Annotated in this window: 18 protein-coding genes and 2 pseudogenes; 9 read left to right on the forward strand and 11 right to left on the reverse strand. The window is 62.2% G+C overall.

The genetic code is table 11. The annotated features are described in order from the left end of the window. The coding region (locus E5W87_RS36040; RefSeq protein ID WP_367118804.1) for a hypothetical protein at positions 1-197 on the forward strand (197 nt) is incomplete at its 5' end. Between the two features lie 36 nt (positions 198-233). On the opposite strand, the pseudogene E5W87_RS08370 reads toward E5W87_RS36040, so the two are convergent. The 4 genes and pseudogenes from E5W87_RS08370 to E5W87_RS08385 form a co-directional block, all read right to left on the reverse strand. Continuing rightward, a pseudogene (locus tag E5W87_RS08370) lies at positions 234-435 on the reverse strand (alkane 1-monooxygenase); the annotation flags it as partial. A gap of 14 nt (positions 436-449) precedes the next feature. Further along, positions 450-1319, reverse strand: coding sequence for an arylamine N-acetyltransferase (locus E5W87_RS08375; protein ID WP_292395816.1), 870 nt, complete (start codon positions 1317-1319; stop codon positions 450-452). After that, on the reverse strand, positions 1316-2518 hold the full coding sequence (locus E5W87_RS08380; protein WP_292395819.1) for an AI-2E family transporter: 1203 nt from the start codon (positions 2516-2518) through the stop codon (positions 1316-1318). The genes E5W87_RS08375 and E5W87_RS08380 overlap by 4 nt, the downstream gene beginning before the upstream one ends. 226 nt (positions 2519-2744) lie before the next feature. Next, positions 2745-3806: an LLM class flavin-dependent oxidoreductase gene (locus tag E5W87_RS08385; RefSeq protein WP_292395943.1), complete on the reverse strand. Its 1062-nt coding sequence runs from the start codon at positions 3804-3806 to the stop codon at positions 2745-2747. Between the two features lie 231 nt (positions 3807-4037). Here E5W87_RS08385 and E5W87_RS08390 point away from each other — a divergent pair, with 231 nt between their 5' ends. After that, entirely contained in the window at positions 4038-4466 is a 429-nt protein-coding gene (locus E5W87_RS08390) for a DUF6481 family protein (RefSeq protein ID WP_023801556.1), read from the forward strand. Positions 4467-4655: 189 nt separating this feature from the next. Here E5W87_RS08390 and sugE read toward each other — a convergent pair whose 3' ends face one another. Next, a complete protein-coding gene (gene sugE / locus E5W87_RS08395) occupies positions 4656-4970 on the reverse strand; it encodes a quaternary ammonium compound efflux SMR transporter SugE (protein WP_292395823.1) in 315 nt (104 codons plus the stop codon). Between the two features lie 188 nt (positions 4971-5158). Next, a complete protein-coding gene (locus E5W87_RS08400) occupies positions 5159-5284 on the reverse strand; it encodes a hypothetical protein (protein ID WP_292395828.1) in 126 nt (41 codons plus the stop codon). A 214-nt stretch (positions 5285-5498) separates the two neighbouring features. On the opposite strand from E5W87_RS08400, the gene E5W87_RS08405 reads away from it, so the two are divergent. Beyond that, positions 5499-6308: a transglutaminase family protein gene (locus tag E5W87_RS08405; protein WP_292395830.1), complete on the forward strand. Its 810-nt coding sequence runs from the start codon at positions 5499-5501 to the stop codon at positions 6306-6308. A 13-nt stretch (positions 6309-6321) separates the two neighbouring features. Here E5W87_RS08405 and E5W87_RS08410 read toward each other — a convergent pair. Together E5W87_RS08410 and E5W87_RS08415 are read right to left on the reverse strand one after the other, a co-directional pair. Next, positions 6322-6476 (reverse strand): annotated as a pseudogene (locus E5W87_RS08410) (IS5/IS1182 family transposase); the annotation flags it as partial. A gap of 129 nt (positions 6477-6605) precedes the next feature. Continuing rightward, positions 6606-8192: an adenylate/guanylate cyclase domain-containing protein gene (locus E5W87_RS08415; protein WP_292395833.1), complete on the reverse strand. Its 1587-nt coding sequence runs from the start codon at positions 8190-8192 to the stop codon at positions 6606-6608. Between the two features lie 411 nt (positions 8193-8603). Between E5W87_RS08415 and E5W87_RS08420 the strand changes: the two genes are divergently transcribed. Together E5W87_RS08420 and E5W87_RS08425 are read left to right on the forward strand one after the other, a co-directional pair. Next, complete coding sequence (locus tag E5W87_RS08420; RefSeq protein WP_292395836.1) at positions 8604-9569, forward strand: cation diffusion facilitator family transporter; 966 nt, start codon at positions 8604-8606, stop codon at positions 9567-9569. A gap of 160 nt (positions 9570-9729) precedes the next feature. Then, positions 9730-10134: a GFA family protein gene (locus E5W87_RS08425; protein WP_292395839.1), complete on the forward strand. Its 405-nt coding sequence runs from the start codon at positions 9730-9732 to the stop codon at positions 10132-10134. Between the two features lie 4 nt (positions 10135-10138). Here the strand turns inward: E5W87_RS08425 and E5W87_RS08430 are convergent, their stop codons facing one another. Continuing rightward, positions 10139-11413 carry a DNA recombination protein RmuC gene (locus tag E5W87_RS08430; protein WP_292395946.1) on the reverse strand — a complete coding sequence of 425 codons (1275 nt, stop codon included), beginning with the start codon at positions 11411-11413 and terminating at the stop codon, positions 10139-10141. A 105-nt stretch (positions 11414-11518) separates the two neighbouring features. Between E5W87_RS08430 and def the strand changes: the two genes are divergently transcribed. Genes def through truA form a run of 4 tightly spaced genes read left to right on the forward strand, consistent with a single transcriptional unit; the run spans position 11519 to position 14289 of the window. Further along, positions 11519-12064 (forward strand): peptide deformylase, encoded by a 546-nt coding sequence (gene def, locus E5W87_RS08435; RefSeq protein ID WP_292395842.1) that lies wholly within the window; start codon positions 11519-11521, stop codon positions 12062-12064. A 9-nt stretch (positions 12065-12073) separates the two neighbouring features. Continuing rightward, entirely contained in the window at positions 12074-13009 is a 936-nt protein-coding gene (gene fmt / locus E5W87_RS08440) for a methionyl-tRNA formyltransferase (protein ID WP_292395844.1), read from the forward strand. Continuing rightward, positions 13006-13515 (forward strand): GNAT family N-acetyltransferase, encoded by a 510-nt coding sequence (locus E5W87_RS08445; RefSeq protein ID WP_292395847.1) that lies wholly within the window; start codon positions 13006-13008, stop codon positions 13513-13515. The genes fmt and E5W87_RS08445 overlap by 4 nt, the downstream gene beginning before the upstream one ends. A gap of 18 nt (positions 13516-13533) precedes the next feature. Further along, a complete protein-coding gene (gene truA / locus E5W87_RS08450) occupies positions 13534-14289 on the forward strand; it encodes a tRNA pseudouridine(38-40) synthase TruA (RefSeq protein WP_292395850.1) in 756 nt (251 codons plus the stop codon). A gap of 100 nt (positions 14290-14389) precedes the next feature. Here truA and E5W87_RS08455 read toward each other — a convergent pair whose 3' ends face one another. Together E5W87_RS08455 and dapE are read right to left on the reverse strand one after the other, a co-directional pair. Beyond that, positions 14390-14983, reverse strand: coding sequence for a transporter (locus E5W87_RS08455; RefSeq protein ID WP_292395853.1), 594 nt, complete (start codon positions 14981-14983; stop codon positions 14390-14392). Positions 14984-14985: 2 nt separating this feature from the next. Continuing rightward, on the reverse strand, positions 14986-15821 hold an 836-nt coding region (gene dapE, locus E5W87_RS08460), incomplete at its 5' end, for a succinyl-diaminopimelate desuccinylase (RefSeq protein WP_292395856.1).

The raw sequence follows: 15821 nt of genomic DNA on the forward strand, positions 1-15821 counted from the left end.
TCGAGCGAATTGGCAAGCGATTGCGAAGCGTTGCTGCCTTCGACGATCGGCGACAGGTCGAGAACGGAAAGAGCGGTCATGGGCGGGGATCCTGTGGACGAGAGGGATGTAGGAAGCGACCACCACAGCCGCAAATTCAAAAAATTGAACCGATGCCGCGCGTCCAGGCAGGTGCAAAGGACGCTCTGGCATTTTGAATTCGAGGTCCCTCCCGGAACCTATCCCGGTTCCCGGATCATGCGCCCGCCGGCGCCGCGTATCGTCCTGGTGCCGGCGACATGGGCAATGACGACGGAGGTGGCGGCGCTGGCGATGCCCGGCATGTTGTGATGCTCGGCAGTAGCACTTGTATCCCAGCCGCTCGGCATGGCGGACAAGATCGAGCGAATTGGCGAGCGATTGCGAAGCGTTGCTGCCTTCGATGATCGGCGACAGGCGGTCATGGCGACTTAAGCCTCCAGGATTTTCTTCTGTCGCGCCATGGCCTCGAAGGCTGAACGGTCGGGAATGGCGATTTCGAGCGGGCCTTCCAGCACGTCGGCGAGTTCGGCGGCTGTCGCTATCTCCATCTGCTCGGTACGGCCACCGAGATGATGCGTCGACAGCCGGTTGTTGCGGAGCGCATAACGGCGGCCCGGCAAGGCTCGTGCTGCGATTACGGAGGAAAGGAAGTGCGAGGTTGGGTGGGTCGACAGGAAATGGTTGCTGACCGAATAGTCGACCTCATAGTTCTGCTGCATGTCGAAGCGGTAAATTGTCCGCCAGTCGCCGCCGACATTGGCCTGCAGGCGAAAATGATCGCCGGTCTCAACCATGCGGAATGTCTCATGTGGGGTCTTTTGCTCGAGACCCGGTCGAAGCAGGAGCGGCGCTGTCAGGGTCAGTCCGCCGTAGCCGACATCGGCAACGTAGGTTCGGCCGTCGAGTTCGACGCGCAGCAACATATGGCTCCGGGCGGTTATGGCATCATCGGGCTGGCCCCAAAGAACGCGTGCGGCAAGGCCGCTGACGGCGAAGCCAAGCGCCTTCAGCACATGCATGAAAATGAGATTGTGCTCGAAGCAATAGCCGCCGCGACCCCGAGCGACGATCTTTTCCTGCAGCGAGGCGAGATCGAGACGAACCGGGTGGCCTAGAAACGGATCGAGATTTTCGAACGGGATTGCCTGCGGGTGTAAGAGATGGAGCGACTTCAGCGTTTCCAGCGAAGCGTCCCTCAAGCCGGTGTATCCGATGCGGGCGAAATAGGCGTCGATGTCGAAGGGGATATCGGTCATGGAAGGGAGCCCGGCTTTGACCAGCTCGATATAGTCATTCAATCCGGGCGCCGCAAACGCCGCGCGCCGGTTTGCGCTGCAGCGCTGTCCATCTCCTCGATGAGTTCTTCTTCAACCACCGCCGTATGCTGCGCCGCCAGGAAATTGCCGACATGACTGAGGCCGTCGAAATGATCGCAGAACACCTTGATGACGACCAGCAGCGGCACCGCCATCAGCGCGCCGACGAAACCCCACAGCCAGGACCAGAAGGCAATGGCGATGAGGATCGCCACGGCATTGATCTCTAGGCGCCGGCCGACCACCGTCGGCGTCACGAATTGGCCCTCGACGGTATCGCACAACAGCACGAAGGCCGGCGCCAGCAGCGCGTAGGAGATGCTGTCGAAGCTGATCAGCGCGATGATCGTGACAAGCGTGATTGTAATCAGCGCCCCGATATAGGGCAGGAAATTGAGCAGAGCCGCTGCCGCGCCCCAGACCTGCGGATTGGGCACGCCGAGTGCCCAAAGGCCGAGTCCGATGACCACGCCAAGGCATGTATTGATGACGGCTACGGTGAGCAGGTAGTGCGAGATTTCACGTTCGACATCATAGACGACGCGCAGTGCCCGCTTCTTTTCGCTGAGACTGGGGAAGGATTCGACGATCTTCTCATAGAACATCGTGCCGGAGGCGAGCAGGAACAGCGACAGGACAAAGACGATGATGAGGCTGGTGCCCGCCGACAGCAAATTGCTGGCGGCTTGCGGGAGAAGGCCGGATTGCGCCATGGCAACCCTCTGAACGCCCGGCTCCTGGGATGTCTGCGTCAGTCCCTCTATCTGCCGCGAAATCTCCATGATCCTCTCGAAAGGACGTCGCAGTTGCGCGAGCCGTTCGGTCAGCTGCTGGCCAATCACCGAGGTGTTGTTGATGAGGTCGATGACCGGCCCGCTGAGCAGATATCCTGCGACAGCGATGACGCAGAACGACAGCAGCACCAGCAATGTCGCCGACATCACATCGGGCATGCCGTGTTTGCGCAGGAAGCGGACGATCGGCGTCAGCGTCAGTGCCAGCAGGAAAGCCAGAATGACCGGCATGAAGAAGGCACGAGCGAAGGAGAGCGCGTAGATCGCCATAAGGATGAAGATGCCGACGAGCAGCGAACGCATCAGATGCGTGTCCGCCCGCGCCTCGACGCGCGGATCCGGGCTTTCGGCAGCGCCTGTGCCCAAAGCGGCGGGGTCGGCTTTCATTCTGGCCCTCGGCGGCACACCGCGATTGGTGTACGCTGTTGGCGGGAAAACGCCTTTGCGGCTTCAAAGTTCCGCCAGAGCGACGTGCGTCCACTTGGACGCACAAAGTACGCTCTAACACTTTGAATCTACGCATCGTGCTTTCCGAAAATCGATTCCGATTTTCGGGCCGATGCGTTAGCCGGCGTTGACGACGACCTTAGCCTACTACGATCTTGCCTACGAATCAGGCGGCTGGCGCAGCCACGGTGGGAATGGCCTTCGCCGTTTCCTTGCGCACGATCGGCGCCACTTTGGTGCCGTAGAGTTCGATCGCCTTCATGATCTTGGCGTGCGGCATGGTGCCGATCGCCATTTGCAGCAGGAAGCGGTCGCTGCCGAATATCCTGTGCTGGGCAATGATCTTCTCGGCCACCTGTTCTGGATTGCCGACGAAAAGCGCACCGTTCGGCCCGCGCGACTGGTCGAAATGTGCCCTCGATGTCGGACCCCAGCCACGCTCGCGGCCGATGCGGTTCATCACCTCGGCCTGCGGCCCATAAAAATCGTCGGCTGCCTGATCGGTGGTCTCCGCGATGAATCCGTGGACGTTGAGGCTGGTGGCCAGATCAGCCGGATCGTTGCCGGCCCGCTTGGCCGCCTCCCTGTAGATGTCGAAGAGCGGCGCGAACCGCGCCGGCTCGCCGCCGATGATGGCCAGCGCCAGCGGCAGGCCGAGCGCGCCGGCCCGCGCCGCCGATTGCGGCGTGCCACCGATCGCGATCCAGATCGGCAATCTGTCCTGGAAGGGGCGGGGATAGACGCCACGATCGTTGATCGGCGCGCGCAGCCTGCCCGACCAGGTCACCTTGACATGATCGCGGATGGCAAGCAGCAGGTCGAGCTTTTCGGCGAAGAGCTCGTCGTAGTCTTTGAGATTGTAGCCGAACAGCGGAAAGGATTCGATGAACGAACCGCGCCCGGCCATGATCTCGGCGCGGCCGCTGGATAGAAGATCGAGCGTCGCAAACTGCTGGAAGACGCGAACCGGATCGTCGGAGGAAAGCACGGTGACCGCGCTGGTCAGCTTTATGCGCCTGGTGCGTTCGGCCGCCGCCGCCAAGGCCACGACCGGCGCTGAAGCTGCATAATCGGGGCGGTGATGCTCGCCCAGCCCAAACACGTCAAGGCCGACCTGGTCGGCCAGTTCGATCTCCTCGATCAGGTTGCGCAGCCGCTCATGCGCACCGATGGCGCCGGGGCCCGGTTCCGGGCTGACGTCGGCGAAGGTATAGAGACCGAGTTCCATCATGTGTCATCCTGGCGCTTTGTTTTTCGCGCTACAGGTAGCGACCGGTCCGCCGCGCCGCCAGAGGGCCGGATGGTGAACAGTGCATGTCCGTTTCAGCCGAATTCAGCCGAAAAGGCGTCTCCCGACTGCAACAGCTCAGAATTTCATGGCTGGCATACCGTTTTGGCGCTTGAACTCTGGATTTTCACGCGTATGTAAGCCTCGCAAATTGACTCCAGGGAAGTGGACTTGGCTATCTATAGGGAAAAAGACGTTTTCGAGCGGCGCAATGCCGCAAACGAGGCAAAGAAGGCGCTTCTCGAGCGCTTCAAGGCAAAGCCGGCAGCAGACGATCCAGCCGTGCTGGCACGACAGGCCGAACGCAAGGCAATCCTCGAAGCTCGTGCGATACGCGAGGCCGAAAAGGCCCGGCTGAAGCAGGAAAAGCTGGCGCGCGAAGCGGCCGAAAAGGCCGAGCGCGAAGCCGCTGCCGAAGCAGCGCGTATCGCTGCCGAAGAAGCGGCGCAGGCGGAAGCGAAGATCCGGGAAGCCGAAGAGAACGAGCGCATCGCTCGTTTGCTCGCCGACGAGGCCGAGCGCAAGGCTAAGCGCGACGCGCGCTATGCGGCGCGCAAGCAGCGCACCGGCAGGACGCCTCCGGGCTTTTCCGCTCGCTAGCGCTCCTACAGCGCGATTTTACCAATCAAATTCAGGGCCGCCTTGCAGCGGCCCTGAACGCGTTTGTGTTACAATCTTACAGCCAAACTAGAGCAATTCCAGGAAAAGTGTGAAACGGTTTTCCGTCCGGAATTGCGCAAAAACAAAGAGATAGAGCGTTTCGGCGTTTCCGTGAAACGATGAACCGCTCTAGGCCGCGAGCTTCAGCCCCATGATGCCGCAGACGATGAGTGCGATGCAGCCCAGCCTGATCGCGGTCGCAGGCTCGCCGAGCAGCCAGATGCCAAGCAGCGCCGTGCCGACGGTCCCGATACCGGTCCACACCGCATAGGCCGTGCCGACCGGCAGCGTCTTCAGCGCCAGTCCGAGCAAGGCGAGACTGACGACCATCGAGACAACCGTCAGGACCGTCGGGAGCGGCTTCGAAAACCCATCAGTGTATTTGAGGCCGATCGCCCAGCCGATTTCGAACAGGCCAGCGAAGAAGAGAAGAATCCACGACATCGGAACGCTCCATTGAATTGCGGGTCGTCCCGGTCTTTCGGAAAGCGCGAAGCCGTCTTCGCTGCATTAAAATAGAAATTTCGGGTGCCCAATCAACAGCAGCGCCGGCGGCATTTCAGGAACAGTCGCTGAATGTCGATTGGTCCTGAAATGCCGCCGGTCATGACCTTGCGCCGAAACGCCGAGGCTTACCTGTCCTTGAGTTTCGTCGCCTTGACGGGCGGCGCTTTCAGGACCGGGGCTGCAGCAGGTTTCTTCGCGTCCTTCTTCGGCTTGCGGGCTTCCTTGCCCGCCTTCATCGCACCTTTAGCCATGATTCGTTTCCTCCGATTGTGGCAAGCGAAATGAACCAAGAGAAACGCCCGACCGCAAGAGGCATAATCTGGGCGCGCCTGTGCCAGCCGGCGGCCGTCAAGCAGTTTCTAATTCGCTCGTAAACCGCGTTGGTCCGTGCGATGATCTTTTTGCACTGCAGCAACGGCCCGTGCCTTCGCGGGGTGTTGATCCGGCAGGCCGGTCAGGACGACAATGCGAATCCACATCGGCTGCGAGATGAGCTTCGACTTTCCGCAGGAAACGCCGCTGATTGCGATGCTCAACGTTCACTATTCCCGCGCGTCCGATCTCGAGCGGCCGGATTTCCTGACCTCGAACCCACCGGTGCCGATCGAAAGCTACCGCGACAGTTTCGGCAATTGGTGCAACCGTCTTGTCGCGCCGCCGGGTCGCTTCACCTTCGGCACGGACGCCGTGATCCGCGACCCGGGAACCTTCGAGATGGGCGAGCTGCTGGCGTGGCAGCACGAGGTGCGCGACCTGCCGTCGGAAACATTGCTGTTCCTGCTGCCGAGCCGCTATTGCGAGAGCGACGTGCTGGCAAACGAGGCATGGCGGCTGTTCGGCCACACACCGCTCGGCATTCCACGGGTGCAGGCGGTCTGCGACTTCGTCCACAACCACATCATCTTCAATTACAGCAATGCGCGGCCGACGCGCACGGCAGCCGAGGCCTATCGTGAGCAAAGCGGCGTCTGCCGCGATTTTGCCCACCTCGCCGTCGCCTTCTGCCGCGCCCTGAACATCCCGACCCGCTACTGCACCGGCTACATCAGCGATATCGGCCTGCCGAAACCGTGGTCGGACATGGATTTCGCCGCCTGGATGGAGGTCTATCTCGGCGGTCGCTGGCATGCCTTCGATCCGCGCAACAATGCGCCGCGCATAGGGCGCATCCTGATCGCTTCCGGCCGCGACGCAGCCGATGTGCCGCTGACCCATATTTTCGGGCCCGGCACGCTGGCCGGTTTCAAGGTCTGGACGAACGAGATCGTCGACTAGGCCGTGTGGACAGTTACCGCAACCACAAGACAATAGCCGCGAGAGTGACAACGGCGCGGTAATTGCGGGCGGTTTTCTCGAGCGGGTTGCGACCCGGCGGAACTGCTTGAGTTTGGAGGAGCAGCATTCGACGAGATGACGCTGGGCATAGAGGTGCCCTGACAGTGGGACAGTTTCTAGAGGCGGCCTACTTAGATTAGCTTGCACTGTAGTGGCGCTTGCCAATGTGCTCTTTAAATCCACACGGCATGGAGATCACTTCGTTGAAGTCTCAAATGCGGTCAGACGTTCAAGAACCTAAAAAGCGGCGGGCTTGCTTCGGATGGTTAAGGCCAGGAGCGCCTCCGAAAGTCGTTTCTTCGCCCGCTCGACCCCATTCTCGTCGATTGCCTCAACATCGAGGAACAAGTCGAGGCCAGTCGCGTGCTCGCTGATGACCTGAGGGCGCTGGGCCAGTTCACCCAGGAGGCCCTCAACTTCGTAGGGGACAACCTCCCGGCTGATCCCCTTCATGGCAATCGGTGCTAACGGACGCGCCCGGACAAGGTCGCGGACGAGCGCGTAAGTCTCATAGCTGAGGCAGATGCCGCCGGGCTCGGCAATCGACTGCAGACGGGCCGCCAAGTTCGCTTCGGCTCCGATGATCGTGTAGTCCATCCGATCATCGGAACCGAAGTTCCCAACGTTGCAATAGCCCGTGTTGATGCCCATGCGAGCTCGGAAGGGCCGTTCAACTCCGCGGTCATGCCACACCCTGTTCAACTGCTCCAGCCGACGCTGCATGTCGACCGCCATGCGCAAGCAGGCTCTCGCGTCTTCCTCGATGCCTTGCGTCTCGGGGTCTCCGAAGAACACAAGAAGCGCGTCGCCGATGAACTTGTCGACGGTGGCGCCGTGTTTGAGCGCGATCCTCGACATCTCGGTGAAGTACTCGTTGAGGAGAACCGTCAGGTCCTCGGGCTGGAGCCGTTCCACGATCGCGGTGAAATCCTTGACGTCGGAGAAAAAGATCGTGAGCTTCTTGCGCTCGGTCGCGATGGTGACGTCCTTCTGGCCGCTGAAGATGCTTTTGTAAATTTGAGGCGAGAGGTATTTGGCGATCTTCAATGAAATCGCAGCCAGGAAGTCGTTTGCCTCGGAAAGCTCCTTATTGATGCCCTGAACCAAGGCGGACTGCCGACGCTGCAGCAGAATGAAAGTCAGGCCCGCTGCCGCTGCGAAGCCGAAATATAGGAGCAGATACTTGAAGGTGAGGACGTTCGCAGCGATAGGCTGATTGACTGATATCTCCTGGATCCCTCGGACATCCCCTACCTTCCAGTCCGTCTTGGGGCTGTCCGGGTGTAAGTTATGGCAGGTCACGCAGACTTGTCCCATTACAACGGGGGCCGCGGCGCGGACTTGCCGGTCAAACAGCGAACCCGAGACTTCGACGATCGGCTCCCTCGGGTTGGCGCGCAAAGCAAAGATTGCATTCCGCTCGAATACATCGAGCTGGTGGGGCGCGCGACCTTTGAAAGGCAGATCCGAGACGAACCGATATTTGACGGACCCGTCGTGAGCGCTGATGCGCTTGCCGAGTTCAATCGAGAGGGTTGCTGGAATAGGGATCGCACCTGGCACGTCCCGGTAGTTGTGCGTCGCAGTCACGGCGCCGTCTGCTTGCAGCACGCGTCCCACGACGTCGCTGCCGTAGAATCCGCGCATTTCGTCGATGATCCGGCTGATTTCGCTGGCTTGCCTGCGCAGCATCCGTTCCGATAGGTCTCGGAGGTCGAGCCAGGCTGCGACGGGCAGACCTATAAGGCCGATGACCACTGCCGCCACCAGGAGCGGTCCCATGGTGCGCTGCTGACGCGCAATCTGTTCACCCAGTCCAGCCATTGTGCAAGCGCCAGGCCGTCATTAGGATCTGGACTATAGCTCATTCCCGGCACGGTACTAGAGTCAGTCTTGGCTCGATGAAAACACGTCAGCCCTGCAACGACGGACCGACCTTGGGCGGTTGTTGCGATAACCGCTCAGGGGTCAGAAGTTCACCTTTGGCAAGGTTGAGACATCTGCGGCCGGAGAGCGCGTCGGAAAAGAAGTGTCCCGCGAAGCGTATCCTTCGGCGCCCGGCCAACTGCGGACTGTTCTCACGCTTGGAGAAGGAAAGCTCAAAGCCACTGTCCGACTCTCTAGGGGTATGGCCTATCGCTTTGAACGACTGGACGGCTCGTGCGTTGTGCTGCGTGTGGAGCTTCGGCGCATGGATCGATAGGCTCGCAGCGCATTGAAACGAGGCAGCACACCATGGCGGCGCATGGCGGGTCCCGAAAAGTCATCTACGCGGCGCTCGCCGGCAACCTCGCGATCGCGCTGACCAAGTTCGCCGCCGCCTTCTTCACCGGCAGTTCGGCGATGCTGTCGGAGGGCGTGCACTCGCTGGTCGATACCGGCAATGGCGGCCTGCTGCTCTACGGCATGTATCGCGCCGCCCAACCGCCCGACCGCACGCATCCGCTCGGCCATGGCCGCGAACTGTATTTCTGGAGCTTCATTGTCGCACTTCTGGTCTTTGCGCTCGGCGCCGGCGTGTCGTTCTACGAAGGTGTGGTCCACATCATGGCGCCCGAGCCGGTCGTCAATGCCAAGGTGAATTATGTTGTGCTTGGCCTTTCGTTTCTCTTCGAAGGCAGCTCCTGGCTGGTTGCGCTGAAGGAATTCCGCCGGGAAAAGGGCAGGCTCGGCTGGCTCAAGGCGGTGCAGTTCAGCAAGGATCCCACCGTCTACACCGTGCTGTTCGAGGACAGTGCGGCACTTCTCGGTCTGATCGTTGCCTTCGCCGGTATATTGGCTGCGGAATTGCTCGACATGCCGGAACTCGATGGTGCCGCCTCGATCGGCATCGGGCTGATTCTCGGAGCAACCGCGATCTTCCTGGCGCGTGAAAGCAAGAGCCTGCTGATGGGCGAGCCAGCCTCGCCCGAGATGCAGAAGAAAGTGCTGGCCATCGTTCAGCAGGATCCGGCGGTGCAGCGCGCCAACGGCGTGCTGACTATCCATATGGGGCCTCGGGAGATCGTCGCCGGCTTGAGCATCGAGTTCGAGGACCATTTGTCGGCGCCCGCGATCGAGGCCTGCGTCGAACGCATCGAGGCGCGGCTGAAAGCAGAGATGCCGGAGATCACGCGGCTGTTCGTCAAGCCGCAGACAACCGGGACGTGGGAACAGCGGCGCAATGTGATCGAGGCCGCGTCTGACGATACGCCGGACTAGCCGGCGTGCGGCGCACTTGCCACGCCACCGCATCGACTGAAAATCGAAATCGATTTCGGATAAGCACGATGCGTAGGTTCTGAGTGTTGGAGCGCATTTTGTGCGTCCAAGTGGACGCACAACGGTGTAGATTGCTGAACGGATTTCGGGAGAAACGAAGATGAAAATCGACGGCCGGTGCCATTGCGGCGCCATCACCTACGAGGCGGAAGTCGATCCGGAAAAGACCAATATCTGCCACTGCATCGATTGCCAGCAACTGACTGGAACGGCGTTTCGGGTGACCGTGCCGGCGTCGGAGGATCACTACCGGATCACCAGGGGCACGCCGAAGATCTACATCAAGACCGGATCGAGCGGCGCCAGGCGCGCCCAGGCCTTTTGCGGCGAGTGCGGTTCGCATCTCTATGCCACGTCGGTCGGCGACGGGCCGAAAGTCTACGGCATCAGGGTGGGCACGGCGCGGCAGCGCAATGAACTGGTGCCGAGACGGCAGCTGTGGCACCGCTCGGCGCTGCACTGGCTGCCGGAATTCGAAGGCACGACGATCGTCGAGGAGCAGTAGCCTCTCAGTCGTCGCCTTCCACGACCCTTAGTCTCAGCTGGCCGGTCTTGGAGTCGGCGACGCGCGCACCCGCTTCGGCCTTCGCGCCGGCCCCATATGTGGTCTCGGCCGATCCGGCGTCGCCCTCCGTCGGCTGCGCGCCGAACTCCAGCGCCTCGATCTTCTGGCCGCGCTTGGTCACCTTCGACGTCGAGACGAGAATATCGTCGATATCCTTGGCCGACTGGCCGAAATGGCTCTGCAGCTTGCGCACCCGCTCGTCGAGACGCGAAACATCCTCCATCAGCCGGATCACCTCGCCCTGGATCAGATGCGCTTGCTCGCGCATGCGGGCGTCCTTGAGGATCGCCTGGATGACCTGGATCGACAGCATCAGCAGCGACGGCGAGACGATGACGATGCGGGCGCGGTGCGCCTTGTGGACAATCCCCTCGAAATTCTCGTGGATCTCGGCGAACACCGATTCCGACGGCACGAACATGAAGGCGGTGTCCTGCGTCTCGCCCTGGATCAGGTATTTTTCTGATATATCGCGGACATGCACCTCGATGTCGCGCCGAAACGCTTGTGCTGCGGCCTTCTGCAAATCGACGCCTTCGGCGGCACGAATGGCGTTCCAGGCTTCCAGCGGAAACTTTGCGTCGACGGCAAGCGCCGGCGCGCCGTTCGGCATCTTCACCAGGCAGTCGGGCCGGCTGCCGTTCGACAAGGTCGCCTGGAATTCGTAGGCACCGTGCGGCAGGCCGTCGGCGACGATCGCCTCCATGCGCGACTGGCCGAAGGCACCGCGCGTCTGCTTGTTGGAGAGGATCGCCTGAAGCTGAACGACCTGGCCGGCCAGCGACTGGATATTGCCCTGCGCCGTGTCGATGACCGCCAGCCGTTCCTGCAGCTTGGCCAGGCTCTCATGCGTCGATTTCGTCTGCTCGGTCATGGTCTGGCCGAGACGTCCGGTCATCGCGTCGAGCCGTTGGCCGATCGACTGCGTGAGTTCGGCCTGCCGCGCCCCGAACACTTCGGCGATGGCGCCCATGCGGCCCTGCATTTCGGCCTGGCTTTGCAGGATGCCGGCCATCCGCGCCTCGGCGTCGCGGGCGTGGTCGGCGGCTTCCGCGGCAGCCACCGCGCGCGCCTTGGCCGACCGCCAGAGCGCGACGACGAGCGCTACGAACAGGCTCAGGAACAGGGTCGCGCCGAATGCCAGCGCGTGGCCGAGCGTGATCGTGGTGGCGCCGAGCCGGGCGATTGGTTCGGACAGGATAGTGGTCAGGTCGTTCATATGGGACAGCATAGATGATTCGGCCTGACGGCACAGATCAAAACGTGAACGGCGCTTCAATTGCCCCGGTTGACGCTTTCCGTGTGACGTCTTAGGTGAGACGCCATGTCGATCAAGCCTCTCATCATTCTTCCCGATCCCATCCTGCGCCAGGTTTCGAAACCGGTCGAGCGCGTCGACGGTGCTTTGCGCAAACTGGCCGACGACATGCTGGAGACCATGTACGATGCGCCGGGCATCGGTCTGGCGGCGATCCAGGTCGGCGACCCGTTGCGCATGCTGGTGATCGACCTTGCCAAGGAAGACGAGACGCCGGCGCCGCATGTCTTCATCAATCCCGAGGTCCTCGAGAGCTCCGATCAGCGCTCGGTCTACGAGGAGGGTTGCCTGTCGATTCCGGATTACTATGCCGAGGTCGAGCGTCCCGCCGCCGTGCGGGTGAAATATCTCGATCGCGAGGGCAAGTTGCAGGAGATCGAGGCCGAAGGGCTGATGGCGACCTGCCTGCAGCACGAAATCGACCACCTCAACGGCGTTCTGTTCATCGACCACATCTCGAAGCTGAAGCGCGACATGGTGGTGAAGAAGTTCAAGAAGCTCGCCAGGGACAAAGCGCCGGGCAGCAAGGCGCCGGGCAAATTGGTGGGATAGGGCTCAAAAATGCCCCTGCGCGTCGTTTTCATGGGTACGCCCGAATTCTCGGTGCCGACGCTGCGGGCGATCGCGGAAGCCGGGCATGAGATAGAAGCCGTCTACACCCAGCCGCCGCGCGCCGCCGGCCGCCGCGGACTGGAACTGACTCCGTCGCCGGTGCAGCGCGAGGCGGAGCGACTGGGCGTCGAGGTGCAGACGCCGGTGTCGCTGAAGAGCGAGGCCGAGCAGCAGGCGTTCCGTGCCTTGGGTGCCGATGTCGCCGTCGTCGTCGCCTATGGATTGCTGTTGCCCAAACCCATCATCGAGGCGCCGCGGCTCGGCTGCCTCAATGGCCACGCATCGCTGTTGCCGCGCTGGCGCGGCGCCGCCCCCATCCAGCGCGCCATCATGGCTGGCGATACCGAGACAGGCATGATGGTGATGCGGATGGAGGAAGGCCTGGACACCGGCCCGGTGGCCATGGTTGAAAAATGCGCCATCGGCCCCGATATGACGGCCGGCGAGCTGCACGATCGGTTGATGAGCCTTGGTGCCGCGTTGATGGTGGAAGCGCTGGCGCGGCTGGAACGGGATACCCTGACATTTACCACACAGGCGACGGCGGGGGTGACCTACGCCAAAAAGATCGATAAAGCGGAGACGCGCGTGGACTGGACGCGGCCTGCTGGCGAAGTCCACGATCATATTCGCGGCCTGTCGCCCTTTCCCGGCGCATGGTGCGAGATCGAAATCGGCGGCCGCCAGGAACGGCTGAAACTGCTTCGCTCGACGCTTTCGCAAGGCGCCGGCGAGCCGGGAGGAATTCTCGACGACCGGCTGACGGTCGCCTGCGGGTCAGGCGCGGTCAGGCTGGTCGAAGTTCAACGTGCGGGCGGAAGGCCCATTGCCGCGCAGGAGTTTCTGCGCGGGGCCAAGCTCGAAAAAGGAATGAAATTCTCATGAGCATGATGTCGATACGTGCGGCGACGCCGCGGGACCGCGAGGCGATCCGCCTCGTCGAGGAGCATGCGTTCGGCCAGCAGGCGGAGGCCGGACTGGTCGACGCGCTGGTTACCGGCGGCGATGCCGTCGTCGAACTGGTGGCGGACGAAGATGGACAGGTGGTCGGCCACATCCTGTTTTCCAGGCTTTTCGTGCAGAACGGCGGCAAGAGCTTCCCGGCGGTGGCGCTGGCGCCTTTGGCGGTCGAGCCGTCATTCCATGGCACCGGCATCGGCGGCGCGCTGGTTCGCGAGGCGCATATCCGCCTCAAGGACGCCGGCGAAGTGCTGGCTGTGGTGCTTGGCGATCCCGCCTATTACGGCCGTTTCGGCTACAGCCATGCGCGCGCCGAAAAATTCGAAAGCGAATATCAGGGCGACGCGCTGCAGGCGCTGGCCTGGGCCGAGGCGCCTGAGACCGGCAAGCTGGTCTACGCTTCGGCTTTCGGCTCGGCGCTCGCCGCCTAACCTCATCCTGCTTTAGGAATGCCGCGTTTTCGCCTCGACATCGAATATGACGGCAGCCTCTATGCCGGCTGGCAGCGTCAGGCAGACCAGCCTTCGGTGCAGCAGGCGATCGAGCAGGCGATCGAGAAATTCTGCGGCGAACAGGTCTCGCTGCGCGGCGCCGGCCGCACCGATGCCGGCGTCCATGCGACCGGCCAGGTGGCGCATGTTGATCTCGTCAAGGCGTGGTCGAACGATAAGGTGCGCGATGCGGTCAACGCCCATCTGCAAGCGGCCAAGGCGCGCATCGCCATCCTCAAGGCGGCTGTCGTGCCTGATGGCTTCGACGCGCGTTTCTCGGCGGTCGGCCGCCACTACCTCTATCGTATCGTCAACCGGCGCGCGCCGGCCGCACTCGACAAAGGCAAGATCTGGTGGGTGCCGAAGCGGCTCGACGCCGAGGCCATGCACGAGGCGGCAAAAGTGCTGCTGGGGCGGCACGATTTCACCACGTTTCGCTCGACCCAATGCCAGGCCGACAGCCCGATCCGAACGCTCGACCGGCTGGATGTCAGTCGGCTGGGTGACGTGATCGAAGTGCGGGCCTCGGCGCGCTCGTTCCTGCACAATCAGGTGCGCTCGATGGTCGGCTCGCTGAAGCGCGTCGGTGAAGGCGGCTGGACAATTGCCGACCTGAAGGCGGCGCTCGATGCGCGCGACCGTGCAGCCTGCGGCCAGGTGGCGCCGCCCGACGGGCTTTTTCTCGTCGGTGTGGATTATCCGAAGGTTGACTAATGCATGTCGCCCAAAAGTGCCCAGCGGTTTTGGGGTAACGATATGCATAGAAACAAAGGCTTAAAGCGCGTTGCATGAATCCTTTCAAACGCGACGCGCTTTAAGCGGGCGCACCGATACCGAGCAGCGCCTGCAGGCCGAACAGAACGACCAGCGACGCCACGAACATGCCGGCGAAGACAGCGGTGCCGACAGCTGCGCCCCTGCCGATGGCGATGTTTGTCATCCGCCAGGTCAGGACCATCGACAGCGCAAACAAAAGCAGCGACGCCAGTACGGCAAACTCGTTGGTGGACGGCAGGAAAAGCCTGATCAACGCTGCTGGCAGCATCATCCAGGCGGTGATCGCCGACGCCCAGTTGCTGGCAACGACATAGTGGACGAAGCGGCCGCCGATGCCGGCGCGCGGCGCGATAAGGGCAAGGCCGACAAGCGGCAACACCCAGGCGCCGATGTCGACCGTCGCCAGACGGATCAGCATGCTGAATCGCCCCGCGAATGCATCCGGATCGCCGATCTCGTTGGCAAGGCCGACCCAACCGACGATCAGCGCCGGTACCGCGACGACGATGGCGAAGAAGGAATTCCAGAAACCGTCGGCCGAAATATCGAGCAGGCGCAGCCCGTCGGCCTTGCCGAGCATCAGTCGCCAGGCGCCGGTCAGGGAAGCATAGGTTTCGTCCGACGAAAGCATGATTATGATGCGCCTTGCTCGAACCAGTCTTCGATGAAGCGCTGATAGATTTGCGTCAGCATCTCGAGGTCGGCAAGCGCGACGCGTTCATCGACCATGTGCATGGTCTTGCCGACCAGTCCGAACTCGACCACCGGACAATAGTCTTTGATGAAGCGCGCGTCGGAGGTGCCGCCGGAGGTGGAAAGCGCCGGCTTCCTGCCGATCACCGCCTTGACCGAGCCGCTGAGCGCCTCGATCAGCCGGTCATCGTGGGTCAGGAAGACGTGGCTCGGCCGGTCGCGCCAGACGAGCTCGTAATCGACCGGCGTGGTCTTGCCGGTCCGGTATTTCTTGCGCTTCGCCGCCTTGTCGAGACGGTTGTGGATTTCCGCCTGGATGGTCTCGGCGGTCCATGTGTCGTTGAAACGGATGTTGAAGGTGGCGGTCGCCCTCGCCGGAATGACATTGGTGGCCGGATTGCCGACGTCGATCGAGGTCACCTCCAGGTTGGTCGGCTGGAAATCCTTTGTGCCCTTGTCGAAGACGGGGTGCAGCAAGGCGTCGGCCAGCGTCATCAGACCGCGCACCGGGTTGTCGGCAAGCTGCGGATAGGCGGCGTGGCCCTGCCGGCCGTTGACGATGATGCTGCCGGACAGCGAACCACGCCGGCCGATCTTGATCATGTCGCCCAGTGCGTCTGGATTGGTCGGCTCGCCGACGATGGACGCATCCCACTTCTCGCCCTTGGCGGCTGCCCATTCGAGCAGCTTTGTCGTGCCGTTGATGGCCGGTCCTTCTTCATCGCCGGTGATCAGCAGCGAGACCGAGCCTTTCAGGCCGCCTTTCGACTCGATAT

Source organism: Mesorhizobium sp. (assembly GCF_004962925.1).
Lineage (GTDB): Bacteria > Pseudomonadota > Alphaproteobacteria > Rhizobiales > Rhizobiaceae > Mesorhizobium.

Coding starts and splice junctions, on each gene's coding strand:
- E5W87_RS08380 (WP_292395819.1), bottom strand. CDS start 2,518: ATGAAAGCCGACCCCGCCGCTTTGGGCACAGGCGCTGCCGAAAGCCCG.
- E5W87_RS08385 (WP_292395943.1), bottom strand. CDS start 3,806: ATGGAACTCGGTCTCTATACCTTCGCCGACGTCAGCCCGGAACCGGGC.
- sugE (WP_292395823.1), bottom strand. CDS start 4,970: ATGTCGTGGATTCTTCTCTTCTTCGCTGGCCTGTTCGAAATCGGCTGG.
- E5W87_RS08400 (WP_292395828.1), bottom strand. CDS start 5,284: ATGGCTAAAGGTGCGATGAAGGCGGGCAAGGAAGCCCGCAAGCCGAAG.
- E5W87_RS08405 (WP_292395830.1), top strand. CDS start 5,499: ATGCGAATCCACATCGGCTGCGAGATGAGCTTCGACTTTCCGCAGGAA.
- E5W87_RS08415 (WP_292395833.1), bottom strand. CDS start 8,192: ATGGCTGGACTGGGTGAACAGATTGCGCGTCAGCAGCGCACCATGGGA.
- E5W87_RS08420 (WP_292395836.1), top strand. CDS start 8,604: ATGGCGGCGCATGGCGGGTCCCGAAAAGTCATCTACGCGGCGCTCGCC.
- E5W87_RS08425 (WP_292395839.1), top strand. CDS start 9,730: ATGAAAATCGACGGCCGGTGCCATTGCGGCGCCATCACCTACGAGGCG.
- E5W87_RS08430 (WP_292395946.1), bottom strand. CDS start 11,413: ATGAACGACCTGACCACTATCCTGTCCGAACCAATCGCCCGGCTCGGC.
- def (WP_292395842.1), top strand. CDS start 11,519: ATGTCGATCAAGCCTCTCATCATTCTTCCCGATCCCATCCTGCGCCAG.
- fmt (WP_292395844.1), top strand. CDS start 12,074: ATGCCCCTGCGCGTCGTTTTCATGGGTACGCCCGAATTCTCGGTGCCG.
- E5W87_RS08445 (WP_292395847.1), top strand. CDS start 13,006: ATGAGCATGATGTCGATACGTGCGGCGACGCCGCGGGACCGCGAGGCG.
- truA (WP_292395850.1), top strand. CDS start 13,534: ATGCCGCGTTTTCGCCTCGACATCGAATATGACGGCAGCCTCTATGCC.
- E5W87_RS08455 (WP_292395853.1), bottom strand. CDS start 14,983: ATGCTTTCGTCGGACGAAACCTATGCTTCCCTGACCGGCGCCTGGCGA.